Source organism: Sorangium sp. So ce1014 (genome assembly GCF_051521505.1).
GTDB lineage: Bacteria > Myxococcota_A > Polyangia > Polyangiales > Polyangiaceae > Sorangium.
Genome location: NZ_CP150356.1, coordinates 7087909 through 7108637 on the forward strand (window position 1 = coordinate 7087909; position 20729 = coordinate 7108637).

21 protein-coding genes and 1 tRNA gene are annotated in these 20729 nt (G+C 71.9%); 12 read left to right on the forward strand and 10 right to left on the reverse strand.

Translation table 11 applies throughout. The features are described from left to right. Positions 1-10 precede the first annotated feature (10 nt). The 3 genes from WME75_RS26705 to deoC form a co-directional block, all read right to left on the reverse strand. Positions 11-922: an aldehyde dehydrogenase family protein gene (locus tag WME75_RS26705; protein WP_437476551.1), complete on the reverse strand. Its 912-nt coding sequence runs from the start codon at positions 920-922 to the stop codon at positions 11-13. After that, positions 922-2460 carry an aldehyde dehydrogenase family protein gene (locus WME75_RS26710; protein ID WP_437476553.1) on the reverse strand — a complete coding sequence of 513 codons (1539 nt, stop codon included), beginning with the start codon at positions 2458-2460 and terminating at the stop codon, positions 922-924. Before WME75_RS26710 ends, WME75_RS26705 begins: the two co-directional genes overlap by 1 nt. Positions 2461-2544: 84 nt before the next feature. Next, a complete protein-coding gene (gene deoC / locus WME75_RS26715; protein ID WP_437476556.1) occupies positions 2545-3498 on the reverse strand; it encodes a deoxyribose-phosphate aldolase in 954 nt (317 codons plus the stop codon). Between the two features lie 78 nt (positions 3499-3576). On the opposite strand from deoC, the gene WME75_RS26720 reads away from it, so the two are divergent. From WME75_RS26720 to WME75_RS26735, 4 genes are all read left to right on the forward strand, one after another. Beyond that, positions 3577-4368 (forward strand): peroxiredoxin, encoded by a 792-nt coding sequence (locus tag WME75_RS26720; RefSeq protein ID WP_437476559.1) that lies wholly within the window; start codon positions 3577-3579, stop codon positions 4366-4368. Between the two features lie 72 nt (positions 4369-4440). Beyond that, positions 4441-5397, forward strand: a complete 957-nt coding sequence (locus WME75_RS26725) for an alpha/beta fold hydrolase (protein ID WP_437476561.1) — start codon at positions 4441-4443, stop codon at positions 5395-5397. Positions 5398-5455: 58 nt separating this feature from the next. Then, a tRNA-Thr gene (locus WME75_RS26730) sits at positions 5456-5527 on the forward strand. A gap of 209 nt (positions 5528-5736) precedes the next feature. Then, entirely contained in the window at positions 5737-6327 is a 591-nt protein-coding gene (locus tag WME75_RS26735) for a Uma2 family endonuclease (RefSeq protein WP_437476563.1), read from the forward strand. A gap of 164 nt (positions 6328-6491) precedes the next feature. Here WME75_RS26735 and WME75_RS26740 read toward each other — a convergent pair whose 3' ends face one another. Beyond that, positions 6492-8027 carry a serine/threonine-protein kinase gene (locus WME75_RS26740; RefSeq protein ID WP_437476566.1) on the reverse strand — a complete coding sequence of 512 codons (1536 nt, stop codon included), beginning with the start codon at positions 8025-8027 and terminating at the stop codon, positions 6492-6494. A 162-nt stretch (positions 8028-8189) separates the two neighbouring features. Between WME75_RS26740 and WME75_RS26745 the strand changes: the two genes are divergently transcribed. The 4 genes from WME75_RS26745 (at position 8190) to WME75_RS26760 (ending at position 10097) form a co-directional block, all read left to right on the forward strand. Then, on the forward strand, positions 8190-8498 hold the full coding sequence (locus WME75_RS26745) for a hypothetical protein (protein WP_437476568.1): 309 nt from the start codon (positions 8190-8192) through the stop codon (positions 8496-8498). Further along, positions 8495-9229 carry a sigma-70 family RNA polymerase sigma factor gene (locus WME75_RS26750; protein ID WP_437476571.1) on the forward strand — a complete coding sequence of 245 codons (735 nt, stop codon included), beginning with the start codon at positions 8495-8497 and terminating at the stop codon, positions 9227-9229. The genes WME75_RS26745 and WME75_RS26750 overlap by 4 nt, the downstream gene beginning before the upstream one ends. Positions 9230-9442: 213 nt before the next feature. Continuing rightward, on the forward strand, positions 9443-9679 hold the full coding sequence (locus WME75_RS26755) for a hypothetical protein (protein ID WP_437495088.1): 237 nt from the start codon (positions 9443-9445) through the stop codon (positions 9677-9679). Beyond that, on the forward strand, positions 9603-10097 hold the full coding sequence (locus tag WME75_RS26760; RefSeq protein WP_437476574.1) for a DUF6036 family nucleotidyltransferase: 495 nt from the start codon (positions 9603-9605) through the stop codon (positions 10095-10097). The genes WME75_RS26755 and WME75_RS26760 overlap by 77 nt, the downstream gene beginning before the upstream one ends. Positions 10098-10238: 141 nt before the next feature. Here WME75_RS26760 and WME75_RS26765 read toward each other — a convergent pair whose 3' ends face one another. From WME75_RS26765 to WME75_RS26775, 3 genes are all read right to left on the reverse strand, one after another. Continuing rightward, positions 10239-11183, reverse strand: coding sequence for a hypothetical protein (locus tag WME75_RS26765; protein WP_437476577.1), 945 nt, complete (start codon positions 11181-11183; stop codon positions 10239-10241). Between the two features lie 493 nt (positions 11184-11676). Further along, positions 11677-12726, reverse strand: coding sequence for a synaptic vesicle VAT-1 family membrane protein (locus WME75_RS26770; RefSeq protein ID WP_437476579.1), 1050 nt, complete (start codon positions 12724-12726; stop codon positions 11677-11679). 263 nt (positions 12727-12989) lie between these two features. Beyond that, positions 12990-13472, reverse strand: coding sequence for a DUF6484 domain-containing protein (locus tag WME75_RS26775; protein WP_437494930.1), 483 nt, complete (start codon positions 13470-13472; stop codon positions 12990-12992). A gap of 702 nt (positions 13473-14174) precedes the next feature. Here WME75_RS26775 and WME75_RS26780 point away from each other — a divergent pair. Then, positions 14175-16226: a B12-binding domain-containing radical SAM protein gene (locus tag WME75_RS26780; RefSeq protein WP_437476581.1), complete on the forward strand. Its 2052-nt coding sequence runs from the start codon at positions 14175-14177 to the stop codon at positions 16224-16226. A 243-nt stretch (positions 16227-16469) separates the two neighbouring features. Next, the gene (locus tag WME75_RS26785) at positions 16470-17225 is read left to right on the forward strand and encodes an SDR family NAD(P)-dependent oxidoreductase (protein ID WP_437476584.1); all 756 of its coding nucleotides are present in this window, start codon (positions 16470-16472) and stop codon (positions 17223-17225) included. A 206-nt stretch (positions 17226-17431) separates the two neighbouring features. On the opposite strand, the gene WME75_RS26790 is transcribed toward WME75_RS26785, so the two are convergent. The 3 genes from WME75_RS26790 to WME75_RS26800 form a co-directional block, all read right to left on the reverse strand. Further along, positions 17432-17857, reverse strand: coding sequence for a type II toxin-antitoxin system VapC family toxin (locus tag WME75_RS26790; RefSeq protein WP_437476587.1), 426 nt, complete (start codon positions 17855-17857; stop codon positions 17432-17434). After that, the gene (locus WME75_RS26795; protein WP_437476590.1) at positions 17838-18104 is read right to left on the reverse strand and encodes a hypothetical protein; all 267 of its coding nucleotides are present in this window, start codon (positions 18102-18104) and stop codon (positions 17838-17840) included. Before WME75_RS26795 ends, WME75_RS26790 begins: the two co-directional genes overlap by 20 nt. Positions 18105-18269: 165 nt before the next feature. After that, on the reverse strand, positions 18270-19577 hold the full coding sequence (locus tag WME75_RS26800) for a DUF362 domain-containing protein (RefSeq protein WP_437476593.1): 1308 nt from the start codon (positions 19575-19577) through the stop codon (positions 18270-18272). A 433-nt stretch (positions 19578-20010) separates the two neighbouring features. On the opposite strand from WME75_RS26800, the gene WME75_RS26805 reads away from it, so the two are divergent. After that, complete coding sequence (locus WME75_RS26805; protein WP_437476596.1) at positions 20011-20175, forward strand: DUF1328 domain-containing protein; 165 nt, start codon at positions 20011-20013, stop codon at positions 20173-20175. A 20-nt stretch (positions 20176-20195) separates the two neighbouring features. Continuing rightward, positions 20196-20501, forward strand: a complete 306-nt coding sequence (locus WME75_RS26810; RefSeq protein ID WP_437476599.1) for a hypothetical protein — start codon at positions 20196-20198, stop codon at positions 20499-20501. Positions 20502-20729 lie beyond the last annotated feature (228 nt).

Genomic DNA, 20729 nt, shown 5'->3' on the forward strand with positions numbered 1-20729 from the left:
GACGCCGGCGCTACGGCCCGACCGGGTGCCAGATCGTCTTCATCTCGACGAACCGCTCGATCCAGCGGGGAGACGTCGCCGCCCCATCGTCGAACCACTCCGCCTCGCCGAGCGAGCGGGCGCGCACCCGCTTGACGCTCGCCGCGGCCGCCTCCTCGAGGCGCTTCGCCAGCGCCGCGTCCACGCCGTGAAGATCGAGCGCGGCGACCTCCATGTGCGCGGCGAGGTGCGGCAGCACCTCCGCGAGCTGGCCGGTGAGGAGGTTGACGACGCCACCCGGCAGATCGCTCGTGGCGAGCGCCTCGCCGAGGACCAGGGCGGTGCGCGGATCCGCCTCGCTGGCGAGCACGACGCAGGTGTTGCCGGCGGTGATCACCGGCAGGAGAGCGCCCGCGAGGCCGAGGAGCGCCGGGCGCGGCGGCGCCGCGATGACGACGACCCCCATCGGCTCGGGCACCGTGAACGTGAAGTGCGGGCCGGACACCGGGTTCAGGCTCGAGAAGAGGCTCTGGTACTTGTCGGCCCAGCCCGCGTAGGCGACCGCGCGATCGATCGCCGACACGACCTCGCGCTCCGCGGCGCCGGCGTCGAGGCCGCCGCGCTCGAGCGAGGCCGCGAGCTCCGCGCGCCGCGCCTCGAGCATCTCGGCGAGGCGGTAGAGGATCTGCCCGCGGTTGTACGCCGAGCGCGACGACCAGCCGCCGAGCGCGCCGGCCGCCGCGAGCACCGCGTCGCGCCCGTCCTTGCGCGAGGCGCGCGGGATGTTCTCGACCGCGCCCGCGCCGCTGTGATCGCGCACCTGCGTGTACCTCCCGGACTCCGAGCGCACGAACGCGCCGCCCACGAACATCTTGTACGCCTTGCGCACGCCGACGCGCGCGCGCGCCTCGCCGCCGCCGCTGTCCTGGTCGCCGAGCGCCATCAGTCCACCTCGAGGTAGGCGAGCAGCCCCTGGCGGCCGCCCTCGCGGCCGAAGCCGCTCTCCTTGTAGCCGCCGAACGGGGAGCTGGGGTCGAGCTTGTTGAAGGTGTTCGCCCAGACGACGCCGGCGCGGAGGCGCTGCGCGACCCAGAAGCTCTTCGAGCCCTTGCTGGTCCAGACGCCGGCCGACAGCCCGTACATCGTGTTGTTCGCCTTCTCGATCGCCTCCTCGGGCGTGCGGAAGGTCAGGATCGAGAGCACCGGGCCGAAGATCTCCTCGCGCGCGATCCGGTGCGACTGCGCGACGCCCGTGAAGAGCGTCGGCGCGAACCAGTAGCCGCGCTGCGGGAGCGCGCAGCTCACCGAGAAGCGCGCGGCCCCCTCGCGCTCCCCCGCCGCCACGAGCTCCTGGATCTTCTCGAGCTGCGCCCGCGAGTTGATGGCGCCGACGTCCGTGTTCTTGTCGAGCGGATCGCCGACGCGCAGGGTCGCCATGCGCTCGCGCAGCTTGAGGAGGAGGGCGTCGTGGACGCTCTCCTCGACGAGGAGGCGCGAGCCCGCGCAGCAGACGTGGCCCTGGTTGAAGAAGATGCCGCCGATGATCCCCTCGACCGCCTGATCGAGCGGCGCGTCCTCGAACACGATGTTCGCGGCCTTGCCGCCGAGCTCGAGCGTGAGCCGCTTGCCGGTGCCGGCGAGCGCGCGCTGGATGCGCTTGCCGACCTCGGTCGAGCCGGTGAAGGCGACCTTGTCGACGCCGGGGTGGCCGACGACCGCGGCGCCCGTCGCGCCCGCGCCCGTGACAACGTTGACGACGCCGGGCGGCAGGTCCGCCTCCTCGATGATCTTCGCGAGGAGCAGCGACGTGAGCGGCGTCGTCTCGGCGGGCTTGAGGACGCACGTGTTGCCCGCGGCGAGCGCCGGGGCGAGCTTCCACGCCGCCATGAGGAGCGGGAAGTTCCACGGGATCACCTGGCCCGCGACGCCGAGCGGCCGCGGGTCGCGCCCCGGGAAGGCGTGCTCGAGCTTGTCGGCCCAGCCCGCGTAGTAGAAGAAGTGCGCGGCCGCGAGCGGGAGATCGACGTCGCGGGACTCCTTGATGGGCTTGCCGCCGTCGAGCGACTCGACGACGGCGAGCTCGCGCGACTTCTCCTGGAGGGCGCGGGCGATGCGGTAGATGTACTTGCCGCGCTCGAGCGGGCGCAGGCGCGACCAGTGCTTCTCGTACGCGGCCCGGGCCGCCTGCACGGCGAGGTCGACGTCGCGCTCGGAGGCCTCGGCGAACTCGCAGAGCTTCTCCTCGGTCGACGGGCTGATGCTGTCGAGGTAGCGGCCCGACTCCGGGGCGCGCCACGCGCCGCCGATGAAGAGGTCGTACCGCGGCGCGATCTTCACGTGGTCGCGCCCCTCGGGCGCCGGCGCGTAGCGCCACGCATCGCCGAACACGACGGCCGCGTCCGCGGCCGTGTCGCGCGCCGCGCTCGGTTGCCGGGGCGAGCCCCCGTCGCCGCCTGCCGCGGCGGTGCCCTTGTCGCTCATGCGGCGCACTTTACGCCGGCGGCGCCGGGTTGAACATGCGAGCGCGCCGGGGCCCGCGCCGCGCGCGCTCCCGGCCCCGCGCGGTCAGTCCTTGCTGAAATAGTCGCCGCCCTGGTAGGCGCCGGTCCGCTCCTTCTCGAGCTGCATGAGCACGTCGTTGAGGAGCGTCGACGCGCCGAAGCGGAAGAGATCGCTCGTGAGCCAGGCGTCGCCGAGGGTCTCCTTGACCATCACGAGGTAGTGGAGCGCCTGCTTCGCCGTCCGGATGCCGCCGGCCGGCTTCATCCCGATGCGCCGGCCGGTCGCGTGCGCGTGATCGCGGATCGCCTCCAGCATCACCAGCGTCACCGGGGGCGTCGCCGCCGGGGTGATCTTCCCGGTCGACGTCTTGATGAAGTCGGCACCGGCGAGGATCGCGATGCGGCTCGCCTTGCGGACGCGGTCGTAGCTCCCGAGCTCGCCGGTCTCCAGGATCACCTTGAGGTGCGCGCGCCCGCACGCCTCCTTTGTCGCGGCGATCTCGTCGTACACGGCGCGGTACTCGCCGGCGAGCATCGCGCCGCGGTCGATCACCATGTCGATCTCGTCGGCGCCGAGCTCGACCGCCTGGCGCACGTCGGCGAGCTTGACCTCGAGCGTGGACAGCCCGCTCGGGAAGGCGGTCGCCACACTCGCCACCTTGACGGTCGAGCCCTCGACCGCTCGCTTCGCGACGGGCACGAGCTTCGGATAAACGCACACCGCCGCACACGGAGGGATGTCCGCGCGCTCGTGGGGGCGAAGCGCCTTCTGGCAGAGCTGTTGGACTTTTCCCGGGGAGTCTTTTCCCTCGAGGGTGGTGAGGTCCATCATGGAGATGGCGAGCTTGAGGCCGGCGATCTTGGCCGGGCCCTTGATGCTCCGTTTGCCGAGCCCGGCTGCGCGCTCTTCGACCATGACCTTATCCACGGTGGGCGAAGAGAAATCGGGGTAGGTGATCCCCCTGCCCTGGCCCACCGCGCCGGGGGTGGCGCCGCTGCCATTTCCGAAGGTCGCCATCGGTCTCGTCTCCTGTCGGCGCAAGGTATCAGAAGCGTCGGATCGATCCTACCGAGTGCGTGCTAACGTGGCGCCCTGATGAAGAGACGCTTCCCGACTGCCCTCGTTTTTGTCGTTGTTGCTGTCGTCTTTGCCTTTGTCTCGCTGCTCGCGTGTGGCGCGGCCGAGCGACCCGACGGTGGACAGGGGCTACTTCCGGTCGGCGCGCCGGCGCCCGACGTGTTCGCCGCCGACCAGCACGGCGCGATCCAGCGGCTGTCCGACCAGCGGGGTCGGGCCGTCGTCGTGTACTTCTATCCGAAGGACGGGACGCCGGGCTGCACGGAGGAGGCGTGCGCGTTCCGCGACGCGTGGGATCGCTTCAAGCAGGCGAACGTGCAGGTCTTCGGCGTCTCCGCCGACACGCGCGAGTCGCACGAGGCGTTCGCGACCGAGCACAGGCTGCCGTTCCCCATCCTTGTCGACACCGATCACACGTGGTCCAACGCGTTCGGCGTGCCGATGCGGCTCGGGACGGTGGCGCGCGTGACCTTCCTGATCGATCCCGACGGCAAGGTCGCGAAGGTCTACCCGGACGTGGATCCCGGCGTGCACGCCGATGACGTGCTGAAGGACGCCGCGCAGCTCACGGGCGCCGCGCTCCCGGTGGCGCCTGCGGCGCCGGGGAGCGCCGCGCCGGCCGGGCCCGACACAGCGGCGCCCGGCGGCGCCGGCGCGCCGGGTGGTGCGGGCGCGGCGCCGGGCGGCGCCGGTGCGGCACCTGCGGGCGCGGCGCCTGCGGGCGCGGCGACGCCGGGCGCAGCGGCGCCGGTGGCGACGGGGGCGGTGCTGCCCCCGGCGGCTCCTGCGGCCCCGCCCGCGAGGAGGTGACGGTGCCGGGCGCGCGGAGCACGCAGAGCGCGCGGGGGGTTGACGGGAGCACCGGCACGCGAGAGCACGCGCGTGGTGCGTAGGACGTCGGACCCCTGGAAGGCCAACGGGCTGGAGCTGTGCGTCCATCGCTTCCGCGACGACGGCGCGCGGCCGACCGGCCTCACGTTGCTGCTGCTCCACGGCTTCCTCGACGCCGGCAGCACGTGGGACCTCGTGGCGGAGCCGCTCGCGCGGGCAGGGCACGACGTTGTCGCGCCCGACCTGCGCGGCTTCGGCCGGAGCGCCCGCGTCGCCGCGGGCGGCTACTACTACTTCCCCGACTACATCGCCGACGTCGCGGCGCTCGTCGACGCGCTCGCGCCGGCGCGGCTCGGCGTGGTGGGCCACTCGATGGGCGGCGCGGTCGCGGTGTATTACGCGGGCGCGTGCCCCGATCGTGTCGAGCGCCTGGCGCTGCTCGAGGGCATGGGGCCGCCGTCGCAGGGGCCCGAGGTCGCCGCCGCGCGCATGGAGGCGTGGCTGCGCGAGATGAAGGGGTTCGCTCGGGCGCCGCGGAGGCTCGCGTCGATGCAGGACGCGATCGCGCGGCTCGTGGGGCACCACCCGCGCGTGCCGCACGACGTGCTGGCGACGCGCGCGCCGCTGCTCACGCGCGAGGAGCCGGGCGGCGGGCTCGCGTGGGCGTACGATCCGATGCACCGCACGACGTCGCCGCTGGCGTTCCAGGCGGAGGCGTTCACGACGTTCCTGGAGCGCATCGCGTGCCCGACGCTTGTCGTGAGCGGCGGGCCCACCGGATGGCACCCCCCGGATGAGGCGGCGCGGGTGGCGAAGCTCGCGCGCGCGGAGCACGTCGAGCTGCCCGACGCCGGTCACATGATGCACTGGTCGGCGGCGAGCGAGCTGGCGGAGCGGCTGGACGAGTTCTTCGCCGGCGGGGGCGCCGGCGACGCGGCGGGCCCGGGGAGCGGGGAATCACAGAAGGCAGCGGAGGCAGGCCGCGTGGCTGGTCGGGGGCGCGAATAAAAGAGCTTGACTCGGCAGGACGAGTGGGTAATCTGCGCGCCTCCTCAACGAGAGGCGTGCCACCTTAGCTCAGTGGTAGAGCAACGGTTTCGTAAACCGTAGGTCTCGAGTTCAAGTCTCGAAGGTGGCTCAAAGGAACAGATTGCCGGTGCGTTCGCTCGCCTGTGGGTGAGCAGGAGACACGCTGGCGTGTAGCGGGACGCGTGGTACGCGGTGAGCGGGCAGCGCTTTCGCTCGTGAAGCGGGAGCTTCGGTTGAGGAAACCGCTGCTCTGCTGAGCTGCGCTCTGAAGCGCCGCCGCTGCTGGTCGTGCAGCTGCAGCCGCCTTATCGTTGCCCCATGTCGAGCGCCGCCCCTGGACGCCGCCTTGCGACGGTGGAGGACCTCCTCGCCCTTCCCGAGGCGGAGCGCTTCCATGAGATCGTCGATGGCGAGCTCGTCCAGAAGGCGATGCCGAGCCCCCGCCACGGCGCGGCGCAGGCCGAGCTCACCGCGGAGATCGCCGGAGCTTACGGACCGCGCGCCCGGGGGCGCGGGCCAGGGGGCTGGGTCTTCGCGACCGAGGTCGAGATCTTCTTCGAGGAGCCGCATGTCTATCGCCCCGATGTGTCCGGATGGCGGCGCGAGCGGCTCCCTCGGCTGCCGGACCAGAGCCCCATCGCGCTCCGGCCGGACTGGGTCTGCGAGATCCTCTCGCCCTCGAACAAGCAGAACGACCTGTTCAAGAAGCTGCGCACGTACCAGCGATGCCAGGTGCCCCATTACTGGATCCTCGATCCGGAGGTCGAGGTGCTGGCGGTTTATCGCTGGACGGCGGAGGGCTACCTCCTCGTGCTGACGGCTGAAGGCCACGAGAGCATCCGAGCCGAGCCGTTCGATGCTATCGAGTTCTCGGTGCACAGCCTGCTCGCGGGAGAGGAGGGCGAGTGAGGGGCGTAATCATCTGACATCGCCTGTCCCAGCGTCGACCAGAGCTCTCTCTCTGTTTCTCGTAGATGAGCGGGCGAGAGCACGGTAGGAGGCGTCTGTACGAGCGCACGGCATGGGAGCGTGCTGCACTGGCCCGCGAAGCCGCAAATTGACCCTGGCGGCGATTATCTCCTTACGAGCGCAACGACAAGAACGGCAAGAACCACCACAAGACCGAGCACAAGCGCCACGACAAGCCCCCAGCTCGTCCGAGACGACGCCGCGCTCTTCGCCATCACGCCAGCCCTCGCCTGCTCCCAGGGTTCTGTCCTCGCCAACCGCTCTCTGGGTGCCATTCCCGCCATGGCAGCGGCCGCCCCTCCCCACTTCTCCGTGCTCGCCAGCGTGCCCTCCCCCGGCCCAGCCGCGACCGCCCCGGCCCACTTCTCCGTGCTCGGCCCCAGCACGCCCGCCGCCGCCGCCGACCCCTCCCCGGCCGCCTCGGTCCCCGTGGCCCCGCCCTCCACCTGCGGCGCCGGCGTAGGCCACCGCTCCGCGGCCGCTTCGCCTCCGGTTCCGATCTCCTTCCCCGCGCTCGCCCCACCCAGCCCCCACGCCGGCTCCACCCTGAACCGCTGCGCCATCGCCAGCCTGCTCCGCGCATCCGCCGCCGCGCCTGCCTCCGCCGCTTCCCCCACCGGCAGCCCCGCCACCAGCTGCACCGCCGTCGCCGCATCCTCACCCTCTCCCCGAGGCGTCGCCCCGCGCTCGCGGATCGCTCGCCCGCGCGCCGCATCCTCTGCCTCGCTCAGGAGCTGCCGCGCGCTCGCGTCCTCCAGCGCGCTCTCCGCCGGCAGCGCCGCCCGCGCCACCTCGCGCAGCGCCGCCGCGAGCTCCGCGGCCCGCGCAAACCGCTCCTCCGGCCGCTTCGCGAGGCACCTCGCCACCGCCAGCCACAGCGCCTCCGGGCACCCCGGCAGCACCTCCGGCAAGGGCGTCGCCGAGAGGTGCACGTGCGCCGCCAGGATCTCGGTCTCTCGGATCCCCGACGCCCCGTCGAGCACCGCATACGGGTGCGCCCCCGCCAGCATCTCGTACGTCACCACGCCGAGCGCATACAGATCCGCGCGCCCGTCCACGGCGCGCCCGGCGATCTGCTCCGGCGCCATGTAACGCAGCGTCCCCACCACGCTCCCCTGCCCCGTCAGCCCCGGGCCGCGCGCGTCCTTCGCCACGCCGAAGTCGAGCAGCCGCGCGTGCACGCCGCCGCTCACCAGGACGTTCTCGGGCTTCACGTCGCGGTGCACGAGCTCGGCCTCGTGCGCCGTCGAGAGCGCGTCCGCGATCTGGATCGCGTAGTGGAGCGCGCGCACCACGTCGAGCCGAGCGCCGCCGGCGAGCATCTCGCGCAGCGGGACGCCGGAGACGCGCTCCATCACCATGAAGAGCTGCCCGGCCGCCGTCGCGCCGGCGTCGTACAGCCGCACGAGGTTCGGGTGCGCGACCCGCGCGACGAGCTTCGTCTCCCGCAGAAAGCGCTCCGCGTAGCGCGCCTCCCCCGCGAGCGCGCGGTGGACGATCTTGATCGCCACCGGCCGCTCCAGCGCCGTGTCGAGCGCGGCCCAGACCTCGCCCATCCCCCCGCGCCCGAGGAGGCGGTCGATCAGGAAGCGCCCCTGGAACAGCGCCCCGGGGCCCGGCAGATCCTCGGCGTTCGTCACCTCGCGACACCCCACCTCGCAGCACGCCACGCCACGCCGCAACGCGCCGGCCTTCCTCGCTTCTCTACCCTTGTTGACCCTCCCGGGGAAAGGTAGCTTCGAGGGGCGCCATCGCGCGCCCGGCGCACGAAGCGCCGGCGAGCGGCGCGCCCCCTTCGCCTCATGTCGAGCACGCGCCCCGAACCCGATGACGGCGATCCGATCCTCGAGGCCCGCGTCGCGCACGCCGTGGCGCCGTACGCCGACCTCCTGCCCGCGGAGGATCTCGAGGCGCTGCGCGCGCTGACGGCGCGGTTCCTCGCGACGCACCCCGTCGCCGCCCCGCTCGTCGACCGGCTCCGCCCGCGCGCGCCGCCCGCGTCGAGCGGCGAGGTCGACCGGCGCGATCCCGCGGCGCTGGCCGAGGCGGCGCGGCGGCTCGCGGCGAAGGCGAGCGCTGCACGGGGGCGCCCTCGCGGGGGCGGTCGATGAAGGGCGGCGCTCGAACGCTGCGGGCCCTGAGCCCCGACCAGCAGGCGCTCGTCGCGCAGGCCGTGCCGCTCGCCGAGCGGCTCTGCGACCACTTCCTCCGGCGCACGCGAGCGCACTACGTGGCCGACGATCTCCGCTCCGCCGCGTTCCAGGCGCTCCACGAGGCCGCGCTCGGTTACGACCCCGCCCGCGGCGTCCCCTTCCCGGCCTACGCATGGCGGCGCGTCGACGGCGCGCTCTCGGACACCCTGCGGCAGGAGTCGAAACACTGGCGCGCCGCCCGCGACGACGGGTACGACGCCGCCGAGGCGGTGCAGGACACGAGCGACCTCCTCGCCGACGGCGACGCCGAGACGACCGCGCAGGTCGATGGGATGGGCGACGAGGTCGCCGCCGCCGCGGTGCTCGGCCTGGTGGGCCGCGCGCTGCGAGCGACGGGCGACGAGGGCGAGCGGCTCCGCGCCACGTACGGCCGCGCGATCCGGGCGGTGGAGGCCGCGCTGTCGCGGCTCCTGGACGAGGAGCGGCGCGTCCTCGTGCTCCACCACGTCGAGGAGCGGACCTGGCAGGCGATCGGCGCGGCGCTCGGCTGCTCGGAGCGGACCGCGAAGCGGCGCGGGGCGGAGGCCCGGAAGCGGCTCGCCGCCGCCCTGCGGGTGGAGCGGGAACGCGCGCGGGACGGCGCGAGCGCGCCGGAACCGGCGGGGCTCTCCGGCGCGAGATCCGGATGAGCTCCGGAGCTCCGGAGCTCCCGGGGCGGCTCGATGACGGCCCGATGGCGGCTCGATGGGGCCCGCTCCTGCTACGCGGGAGCGATCGGGGCGGCCATGACGGACCAGCGCCTGCTCGAACGCATCACCGCCCAGCCGGATGAAGCCCCGAGCCGGTGGTCACCGCCGAGCCGATCCTTCGCATGCCGTGCGCGCGTGAGGTACGATCGGTTCATGGATGACGCCCAGGCACGGCGGCGCGCACGGGCGAGCTGGCAAACACGAATTTTCCGGAACGATCCGGAAGGCGAAGCCGACGCAGACGCCCGCTTCTGGGCGTCGATGTCGCCGGCCGAGCGCGTCCTCGCCGCATGGGCGCTGAGCCAGGAGATGCATGCCCTCGCCCACCCCGACGCTCCCCCCGCTGAGCCCGGATTTTCGCGATCTATTGTACGAGTTATCCGCAGCTGAGGCACGCTTCCTTATCGTTGGCGGGTACGCAGTCGCGCTCCACGGCCGCCCGCGGGCGACGAAGGACCTCGACGTCTGGGTGGACGCGACCGGAGACAACGCGCCGCGTGTCATGATGGCTCTCCGAGCCTTCGGCGCGCCGCTCCAGGGTCTCGTCGAGCGTGACCTCGAGACGCCGGGCGTAGGTTTGCAGATCGGCATTCCCCCGCAGCGCATCGACGTGCTCACCCACACGAGTGGGCTCCGATTCGACGAGGCGTGGCCCAACCGCGTCGAGGTCGCCATCGCGCCAGACCTCCTCTGCCCGTTCCTCGGTCTCGCCGATCTGCTGCGGAACAAGCGCGCGGCAGGGAGACCGCAAGATCTCGCCGACGTGGCTGCGCTCGAACTTGCAAAGGCCAAGGCGCCACAAGGGTGAACCATCCGTATGGATGAGCGAGTCCCGCTCTCCAGACCCTCTCCACCCTCGTCCGATGCCGTGAACCCAACCGATGCCTGTCTCCGGCGCGCCGCCGTGCCCGCAGGTCGGATGCGCGCAGGGCGGCGCACGCGCTCCGGGTCAGGTGGGGCTCTCGGTCACGGTCTCCGGGACGGCCGTCACCGCCGGCGCCTCCCCGCCGGCGCTCCCGCCGCCGCCCCCCTCCCCGGCTCCGTCCCCCTCGCCAGGCTTCGGCGGCTCTTTCCTCGAGCGGCCCCCGTTCGGCCGGCCCACCGCGAACAGCGACGGGAACCGCGCCTGCACACGCGCGTTCTTCCGCCACAGCCACAGCCCTGCCGCCCGCACCTCGTCGTAGCGCCGGCAGAGCAGCGTCCAGACCCGCACGTACAGGTCGAAGGCCTCCCGCGCCTTCGGCGTCATCGCCGTCGAGAGCCCCTGGATCATCACCCCCGCCAGCTCCCGCGCGCGCGCCGCGTCTCCCGCCCGGTACAGCTTCCGGTCCGCCTTCACCACGTCGGCGCGCAGCTCGTAGATGCGCGCGTAGCCGAGCAGATCGTTCGCGAGATCGCGGTGCCCGGTGCCCGGCCGCAGGCGATCGAGCTCCGGCTTGATCGCCGGGTCGTCCGACAGGTGGTACTCGCACAGCGCCAGCATGCGCCCCTCGACCTCCATCGCCTCGGTCACGAGCTCCGCCGGCAGCCGCGCGTCCGTCGTGAGCGCGCCGGCGGCGCGGGCCTCCGCGAGCGCGTGGAGCGCGGCGAAGCACGCGAGCTCCAGCTCGTCGACCTGCGTGATGTCGAGCTCCTCCCGGGGCAACCGCGCGAAGCGCGCGCGCACGTCGGGCGAGGACACGAATCCGACGACGCCGAGGGCCGCATACGTGGCGGCCTCGACATCCATCCTCACGGTCACGAGCTCGGCCTCGGCGAGGCGCTCGAGCTCCGGGGCAAGCGCCGCGAGCGCCTTCTTGCCGGCCGCGGGATCGTAGATGGGCGGAGCGTACGACGGCTCTCCAGAGGCCGCGGCGATCACGGAGCGCTTCTTCGACTTGGTCACAGCAGGCATATCTCTTCTCCTGAAGTCTCCTCGAAAAGGGAGGCTGTGGGTTGCGTTCGACCCGAGCCATCACCGCCCCGCGCAGGCAGCGCGAGTGAACGATGGCCGAGGGCCACCGGGACCGAGCGCGTCGCGCGAAGGGGATCCATCGCCCGGCGTCCTGCCGTCCCGTCGAGGAAATGAATCGGGAGCGCGACCCCGATCGGGTCACGAAAATCGACCAGAACCTGTCGGTTTCTTTGTGACCCTGTCCGGCACGCGCCCTGCTGGATCCGGGGGTCCGTCGACGCGAGAAAAAGACGCCGGGAGGGCTCTCGAGAGGCTCCGGGCAGAGTTTCAACTCAACCGACGGCTCCCGACAGCCTCCGGCCAGAGTTTCAACTTTCTCCGGAGCCTCTCGACAGCCCCCGGCCAGAGTTTCAACTTTCCCCGGAGCCTATCGACAGCCTCCGGCCAGAGTTTCAACTCTCCCGACGGCTCCCGACAGCCTCCGGCCAGAGTTTCAACTCTCCGCGGCGCCCTGCATCGTCAGCACCAGCTTGCCCACGGTGCTGCCCGACTCGATCGCGCGGTGCGCGTCCGCGACCCGCTCCAGCGGGAACGTCGTCACCGGCGGCGTCGAGAGGCGCCCCTCGTCCACCCAGCCCACGAGCCGGTCCATGGCCTCGCGCAGCATCTCCGTCTGGTTGAACAGGTACGAGAGGTTGAAGGCCAGCACGCTCTTGTTGTCGTTGCAGAGATCGAGCGGGTTGAAGCGGGGCATGCGGAGGAAGTCGAGCGCGAGCTTCGGGTAGCTCGGGCGGCCACCCTGCCGCGGGAGCATCGTGTGGAAGCCGTACACGACGAGCTTCCCCGCAGGCGCCAGGTGCCGGTAGCTCTGCCGCAGCGTCTCGACCCCGTTCGCGTCGAGGACCACGTCGTAGCCCTCGGGCGCGAGCCGCTCCGCCGCCGCCCAGAGCGGCTCGCTGCTCTTGTCGATCACCGCGTCGGCGCCGAGGCGCCTCGCCGTCTCGACCTTGTGCGCCGCGCCCACCACGCCCACCACCCGGCAGCCGGCGATCTTGCCGAGCTGCACAAGCGCGCTGCCGACGCCGCCGGCGGCCGAATGCACGAGCACAACCCTGCCCGGCCGCAGCCGCAGGAGCTCGAAGAGCGCGTAATACGCCGTCATGAACACCGCCGGGAAGCCTGCCGCCTGCTCCGGGGTGAGCCGCGCCGGCAGCGGGAAGACCTGGTGGCGCGGGACCACGACGCGCGAGGCGTAGCCGCCAAAGCGGACCACGCCGAAGACGCGCGCCCCCGGGGCGAGGTCGGAGACGCCCTCGCCGAGCGCGGCGACCGTGCCCGCGACCTCGAAGCCGGGCGTGATGGGCCAGCCGACGTACTTCTTCGCCGACTCGTAGAGGCCCATGCGGACGACGCAGTCGGCGTAGTTGACGCCCGCCGCCTGGACGTCGACGAGCACCTCGCCGCGCCCGGGGACCGGGTCGGGGTGCTCCTCGACACGAAGCTTGTCGTGGCTGCCGGGCTCGTGGACGACGATCTTGCGCATGGGTACCTGCTGGGCTGTCGTGGCCTCACCACAGAACCACGGTTCGAGCTGGCGACGGAGACGGCGGCTGCCGTAGTACACCGATCGGAACAGGAAAGGAAACGCGCTCCGGAGGCGCCCGAGGCACGCTCCGGAGCAGGCCGTCACGGTCTCGCGGGTCTTCGTGCTGCGCCGCGACGGCGGGGAGCTATTCGATCGATGTCGCGAAGATCGTGAGGAGCCTCCTCGATTCCATCAAGGAGGGCTCGGCCTCATCAGGACCATCAATTGATCTGCACCGAGCCGCCCTGGATCCGGTTCACCCCGGAGGACCGCGTGAGCAAATAGGCGCCACGAATCAGGATCTTGCCAGCCCGCGTCAGCGTGATGCTGGCCTCTCCGCACTGGAGCACGATCTCCCTCTCCGCGGTGAGCACCAGCCGCTCGCCGTCCGCCGTCGCCGTCGCCGTCGAGTCAGCGCGCTTCGCGCTCGCGCCCTCCCCCGCCACGTGCATCCGCCCCATCACCACCGGCCTGTCGCGCCGCCCCCCCTCGAACAGGAGCGCGACCTCCCGCCCCGCGTCCTCCGGCCCGAGCGCCGTCATCGACCGCGCAGGAATGCCCCCGCGCGCGCCCTCCCCCAGGACAGCCGACTCGACGAGCGGATCGCCGTTGTGCCCGAATCCCACGATCCGACCCACCACGACCCCCTCGATCGGACCGGCCTTCGCCGCCTCCGCCGCGACGCGCTCCTCGTGCGCCGCCACCACCAGCTCGATCAGCCCCTCCGCGCCCTCGATCGCGCCCGCCTCTCCCTCCGCGTCGTCCACGCCCTCCCCGCCGGCAACCGCCGACTCGCCTTCCCCCTCCTCGATCAGAATCACCTCGCCGCCCAGCTCGGCCGCCGGCGCACGCCCATCGTCCCTCATCGCCCTGCTCCTCTGGCCCCGCTCGCCCCCGAAGCGCCCGTATCCCCCCTGCCGCCTCAGTTCACCGCCCCATTGCTCTCCTTACACGGAGCTCGTGCTCCAGTCCGTCGACCTGAAACAAGTGCATTGCTTCTCCCCTGTGCCGTGCGCGGACGGGCCGCGGGCAGCATTCAGCCGGATGCCATCCTACGGGCGAGGCCCGCTCGACGGCAATGACGACGGCCCTCGACCAAGGCGCCAAGGCCGCCAAGAGGAGAGAAGAGGGCCGTCCCCACCGGCAGACCGCCCGCGGCCCCGAGACCGGGCGAATGCACGAGGGGCGGCGCCGCCTGGACCTGCGCCACAACGCGGTGCGAGGACCGTAGCGCAGCTGCCGGAGCCGAAGACGCCCGTCGGGCAGGGTGTGCCGCGCTCGCGAGGATGCCAGCGGCGAGGGCAGCGGCGGGATCCCGGCGAGGCCCGCCCGATGAGCGGCGCCGCCCGGCCGCGCGGCCGGGCGGCCACACGCTCCGCCCCCGGGTGTGCTAGACCGGCGCCCGAATGCGCATCGCGCTCGTCTATCCGCCGACCTGTGACCCCACGGCGCCGTACCTCGCGGTGCCGATGCTGACCGGCTTCCTCCGCGCAAACGGCGTGGAGGTGCTGCCCGTCGACGCGAACGTCGAGGCGTTCGACGCGCTCCTCTCGCCGGAGCGCATGGCAGGGCTCCTCGATCGCCTCGAGGCGCGCCTCGGCGAGCTCGATCGACGCGCGGCGCTCCCGCACGCAGACCAGCTGGAGTACCTGGCGCTCGCCCGCGCGCGCGGCGACGCGCACGCAGTCCCGGGCGCGGTCGACGCCGCCAAGGCCACGCTCCGCTCCGCCGAGGCCTTCTACGATCCGGACGCGTACGCGCGCGCGGTCGCCACGATCGAGGCGGCGCTCGGCGTCGTGTCCGCCACGCACCACCCGCTCAAGCTCGACTTCACGGCGTACCGGACGCCCTTCGGCCTGACGTCGATGGACGAGATCGCCCGGTCGAGCCGCCCGGAGCACGATCCGTTCGACGCCTGGGTGCAGCAGACGCTCGTGCCCCGGCTCCGCGACGCGCGCGCCGACATCGTCGGCCTCTCGGTGTGCTTCCCGGGCCAGCTCCAGCCCGCCTACGCGTTCGCGCGCAAGATCAAGGAGGCGCTGCCCGGCGTGCACGTCACGTGCGGCGGCCCGGGCGTCACGCAGCTGCTCCTCCGGCTCTCGGGCGAGCGGCTCGCGCGCGCCCTCGGCCCGTTCGACTCGGCTTGCCTCTTCGAGGGCGAGCACACGCTCCTCGCCCTCGCCCGCGCGCTCGACGAGGGCCGGCCCCTGCGCGACGTGCCGAACGTGGTGGTGCGCGACCGGCTGATGGGCGCGCGCTTCACGTCCGGCCACGGCATGGAAGACCTCCGCGCCCTCCCGCCGCCCGACTTCGACGGGCTCCCGCTCGGCGCCTACCTCGCGCCGGCCCTCGTGCTCCCCTACGACCCCACGCGAGGCTGCTACTGGGGCAAATGCACCTTCTGCCATTACGGCCTCGCGGAGGTCGGCACCGCCGCGTACCGCGAGCGCGCCGTGGAGACCATCGTGGCGCACCTCTCGGCGCTCGCCGAGCGGCACGGCACGCGCCACTTCTACCTGTCGCAGGACTCGGTCGCGCCGAAGACGCTCGTGAAGATGGCGCAGGCGATCCTCGACGCCGGCCTCGACGTGCGGTGGGCGACCGACCTCAAGCCGGAGAAGTACCTGACGCAGGAGCGCGCGGACCTGCTGCGCCGCGCCGGCGCCGTCGCGTGCGCGCTCGGCGTCGAGTCCGCGTCGCCGCGCGTCCTCGGCCTCATCGACAAGGGCGCGCCCGTCGAGGTCGTCTCCGACGTGATCGACCACCTCGCCTCCGCGGGCGTGGCCGCCGAGGCGATGTGCTTCACGGAGTTCCCCACCGAGACGCACGCCGAGGCCGTCGAGACGCTCGACTTCCTGCGCGCGCGGCGGGAGGCGCTCGCGGTCTACATCGTCGGCGAGTTCGGGCTGACGCACGGCTCGCTCGTCGCGCAGACGCCGGAGCGCTTCGGGATCGACGAGGTGTTCGAGATCGAGGGCGACGAGCTCGGGCTCGGCCTGTTCTTCGTCCCGCGCACGCCGTGGAAGACCGACGCCGAGCGCGCCGACGTCGACGAGCGGCTCGCCGACCTGTCGCGCGGCTGGACCCTGCGCACGTATCCGTGGGCCGGCGCCGTGTCGACGGCGCACACGATCCTCCAGTACGACCGCTTCGGGCCCGGCGTCTTCCGCGATCGGGCGGCGCGCCGCCCCGAGGGCGGCGTGCCCGGCGCGACCGCCCTCGAGCGAGGGCTGCGCTTCGATCCGCGCGCGGCCGCGCTCGCGGAGGGGCGCGAGGCCGAGATCTGGGCGACCCTCGTCCACGAGGAGCGGCGCGTGGGGCGCGACGCCTACGAGGCGCTCGCGCGATCGCTGCCGCCGCTCCGGCCGAAGCCGGTGCGCGTCAGGTTCACCGCGGGCGCCGCGCCGGCCGTGACGTCAGGGCGACGGCCGTCGCACGCGACGAGCGCGGCGCGCTGAGCAACCCCTGAGGCGCCACCCCCGCCGCCCGCCGCCCCGGGCGCGGCGGGGGCGCGATCGCGGCCGGCTGCGCGCCGCTCCTGTCCCATCAATCTTGCCCAGGCCACCCCGGTCGAGCGTCAATGGTCTCGGACGCGGAGCATGACGCGTGGCACGAACCGCGAATCGCTCGCGCTCGGGCGCCGCGCGCACAAGCGCCACAGGGCCTGTGGACCCTCGAGATCACGTCCGGGAGCAGATCACATGAAACGATTGCAGGACAAAGTCGCGCTCATCACGGGCGGCAATGCGGGGATCGGCAAGGCCGCAGCGCTCCTGTTCGCCCAGGAGGGCGCCAGGGTGGTCGTCGCCGCTCGCCGGGAGGACGAGGGCGCACAGACCGTCGCGGAGATCATCGCCCAGGGGGGCGAAGCCATGTTCGTCCGGGCCGACATATCGAGCTCGGCCGACTGCGCCGCCATGGTGACAGCCACCGTGAAGAGGTTCGGGCGGCTCGATGTCGCGTTCAACAACGCGGGCGTCGTGCAGTATGGAAAGACCGTGATCGAGCTCGAGGAAGAGGAGTGGGATCGCGTGCTCGCCATCAACCTGAAGGGCGTCTTCCTGTCGATGAAGTACGAGATCCCCGAGATGCTCAAGACGGGCGGGGGAGCCATCGTCAACAACTCGTCGATCGGGGGCCTCGTCGTGATCCCGGGCATGTCCGCGTACCAGTCGTCGAAGCATGGCCTCATCGGGCTGACCAAGGTCGCGGCCCTCGAGTTCGCCGCGCGCAACGTGCGGGTGAACGCGATCTGCCCGGCGGGCACGGACACGCCGATGCTCGCCAGCTGGACGGCGGATCCGGAGCTGAAGCAGCGCCTCGTCGCGACCCACCCCATCGGTCGCCTGGCGGACCCGATCGAGCCGGCGCGAGCGGCCCTCTTCCTGGCGAGCGACGAGGCGTCGTTCATCACCGGGGTCGCCCTGCCCGTCGACGGCGGTAGTATCCTGCCCTGACGCCGTCGGTCCCGGGCGTCAGCGACGGCGGCTGATCTCGACGAGCACGCCGCCGGGAGCGCGCAGGTAGAAGGCCGGCCCCGCCGCTGAGCATCCTGTCGGGCACGTCAAGCAGCGCGGAGGTGGCAGCGCGAGTCAGGGTCCTCGCGGGTGCCGCGCCAGCTTTACCGTCCGGGCGGTGGCCGTCACAACCGCGTGAGATGGGCTCATATCGGCTCCCTCCAGTTCTCCAAAACCAGTGGGTAGCCGGCTGATTGAACACGGCTGTAATCGGACGTGTTGCCTGTCACGAGCGGCAGCCCGTGATGAATGGCGGTCGCCGCGATCATCGTATCTGGTACGCCGATCGGCGTGCCGGTCATCTGCAAATCGGCCATGATGCGACCAGCGAGCTCAGCCGCGATCGCGTCCAGGAGCAGCACCTCGCTCCGATGCGCCATCTCCAGGAACTGCCTCGTCTTCTGCTCTGCTTGCCGCTGCGAGTAGCCAGCGACGACCTCCATGACAGAGACGACGGAGAACGTGAAACGGCCGTGGAAGGCGACGTACGAGCGCGCGCGTGCCACGACAGCCGGGCTCTTGGCCTTGGTGATCTCGGACAGGATATCCGTGTCAAGGAGAGCCTTTTTCACCCGTTTCCCCCACGTCGCGCAACCTGGAGGAGCGACGATTCTCCCGGACGACCTCCATCATGGCATCGACCGCCTCGGGGTCATCGGCGAAGAGCCCGATCAGAGACGGAACGGCTTCTGCTTCACGTGGCAGCTCCTCGCTTGCGGATCGATCCGCGAGCTCATGGACCACACGCTCGACGAGCCGGAGTCGCTCCTGGACCGGTAGGCCCTGGATGGCCTGGAAAATTCGCTCCACGTCGGTCATCGACAGACCTCCCTGTGCACACGCACCGCGGCTCAGCGTAGCGCGATCCCGGGAGCACGGGCGGCCCCTCCCGGACGCAGGGAGCCGCCGCCTGGGGTGGCCTGCGGGCGCCCACCAGCGCGCCCGCTGCCGCTCCCTGGCTGGTAGGGGACCGCCGCGCGCGTCCTACACCGCTGCCGACCCGCCCCCGCCGGCCGCCTGCGCGCGCGCGCGCTTGCGGACCTGGATCTCCGGCGACTCGGCGACCGCCATCCCCACGAGGCGCATGCCCTCCAGGAAGTGCCGCGCCCCGGTCCGGACGAGCTCGTGGCTCGCCTCCCCGACCTCCGGATAGCCGCGCCCCTCCGCGTCGGGCTGCACCTTGCCCCAGTTCGCGAACAGCCGCCCCCACGGGCTCTCCAGCACGGGCGCCATCTTCTCCTTGGCGTAGCGCGGGTACCAGAACATGTCGTGGTACGTGACCGACGCGACGTAGGCCCACGGCGCGAGCCAGGTCTTGAGCGACCACTCCACCGGCTTCTTCAGGGGACCCCAGTAGATGCGGTGCTGGTTGCGCGAGGCGAACGTCATCTCCTTGAACGGTCCCTCGAAGTTCCACCGCTCGTTCGCCGCGTCCACGTCGCCCACGAGCTCGATGTCGCGCACGTCGCCCGTCCCGAGGCCGAGGTCGTGCGCGAGCCGCACGAACTTGAGGTCGCGCAGCGGGTCGAACCCCATCAGCTTCGCCGCCACCGCGTCGATCGCCACCTGGTCCGACGACGCGAGCAGGACGTTCTTCACGTGCGGCACCATGCAGCGCGGCCCCGGGCCGTCGCCCGCGAAGGTGCCGTCCATCACCGCGAAGACCCCGCGGTGGATCTTCTTCTGGATCATCAGCAGGTCCACGAGCGTCTCGTGGATCACCGGGTGCGTCCAGTGCCGGTGCTCGTTCAGCAGGCCGCCGAACGCGTTCTTCATCGCGCCCGTGGTCGTCGTGAAGATGTGGGTCTTCACCGTGGGCAGGTGGATGATGTTCTCCCCGATGAAGCGCTTCGGGATCGAGAACCCCTTCGGGTACACGTCGTTCAGACAAAGGAACTTCTTCCGCAGATCCCCGACCGCGTCCCCGATCGGGATCCACTCCTCGCCCTCGTAGAGGTGGACGTTGCGCAGGCCGTGCGCCTGCACGACGTCGATCTGCTTGTTCTCGCGCTCGCCGAGGTGGGCGTCGATGACCACCGTACGGTTGTGGCACGCGTGGATCAGGTCCTTCGAGTACCCGTCCTGCGTCATCGCCCGGATGACGCCCTCCAGCTGCCAGGGCGTCGTGGATGAGCTCGGGTAGAAGAAGTGCCAGGAGATGTTCACCTTGAGCGCCGTGTCGGCGTCCTTGGCGATCACCTCCTGGTAACCGGCCAGGTTCATCAGCCGGTGGTAGTCCGAGAGCACCGTCGCAGGCGACGTGCGGATCACAGCAACCTTCGATTTCGGCATGGCCGGGCCCTTATATCCCGTCCCGAGTTGCCCGATCCGGGAAGTTGCGGGGGGTCCGTGTGGAGCCTCCGTGCAGCGCGGTCACCGCAGAGCAGCACCGCGCGCCGCGGGCCCGACCGCCGCGTCCGCATCCGCACAGGTCCACCCTGTCACGATCGGGGCATCCTGCCTCAGGGAAGAGGCCGCCGCGCGCGCCCCCGGACGGAAGCGACGACGCCGAGCTCGACGCCGCGCCGCCGCGCGGGCGCAGAAGGTCGGGGAACGCGCCGGCCGCCGGCCTCGGCCGCCCTTTCGGCACGGGGGGTGCAATCAGGTGGGAACAGACTGCGAGCAGACTGCAAACAGGCTGCAAACAGACTGCGAACACAATCACGTTGAGGTCGTCTCCCGCGAAGACAACGGATCGACCCCTGAGCCCCCTTTGGAGGACATCATGCTCGGCTGGACTGTCACCTTCTTCATCATTGCGATCATCGCTGCCGTCTTCGGGTTCGGCGGTATCGCCGCGAGCGCCGCGTCCGTCGCGAAGATCCTGTTCGTCGCGTTCCTGGTGCTCGCCGTGGTCTCGTTCGCGCTCGGGCGCCGCGTCCCGACATGACCCAAGAAACAGGTGAAGCCATGAAGAACGCGTCACAACAAGGGAACGGCGAGCCGGGGAGCCCCGGCGTGCCGCAACCGAGGGTGAGCCCTCCCGGCCAGCCGCCGGGAACCCCCGGCTCGCCCCCGGGAACCCCCGGCTCGCCCCCGGGTACGTCGCCGGATCGTGAGATCCAGCTCCCGGGCACCGAGCAGCCCGGCGGGGATCCGACGCCGGGGAAGCACCAGCCCGAGGTGCCGACGCCCGCGCCCAGGCCCGAGATCCCCGACCCGTCGCCCTACGAGGTCCCACGCCATGACTTCCCGCGCGCGGGGGGCGAGCGATAACAGGCCGGAGCGCTGCTGCCTCCACGCCGCGGGCGGCCGCCGTCCAGCTCCGCCCGCCAGAAGTCCGGCCAGGGATGGCCGAAGAGAGATTTCAACGCGAAGGCGCAAAGGCGCAAAGGCGCAAAGGCGCAAGAAAAACAAATTTCATGCATTTTTGCGTCTTTGCGCTCTTGGCGTCTTTGCGTTGAAATCTCTCTTCGCTCGCGAGGCAGATCCCTGGCACGATTT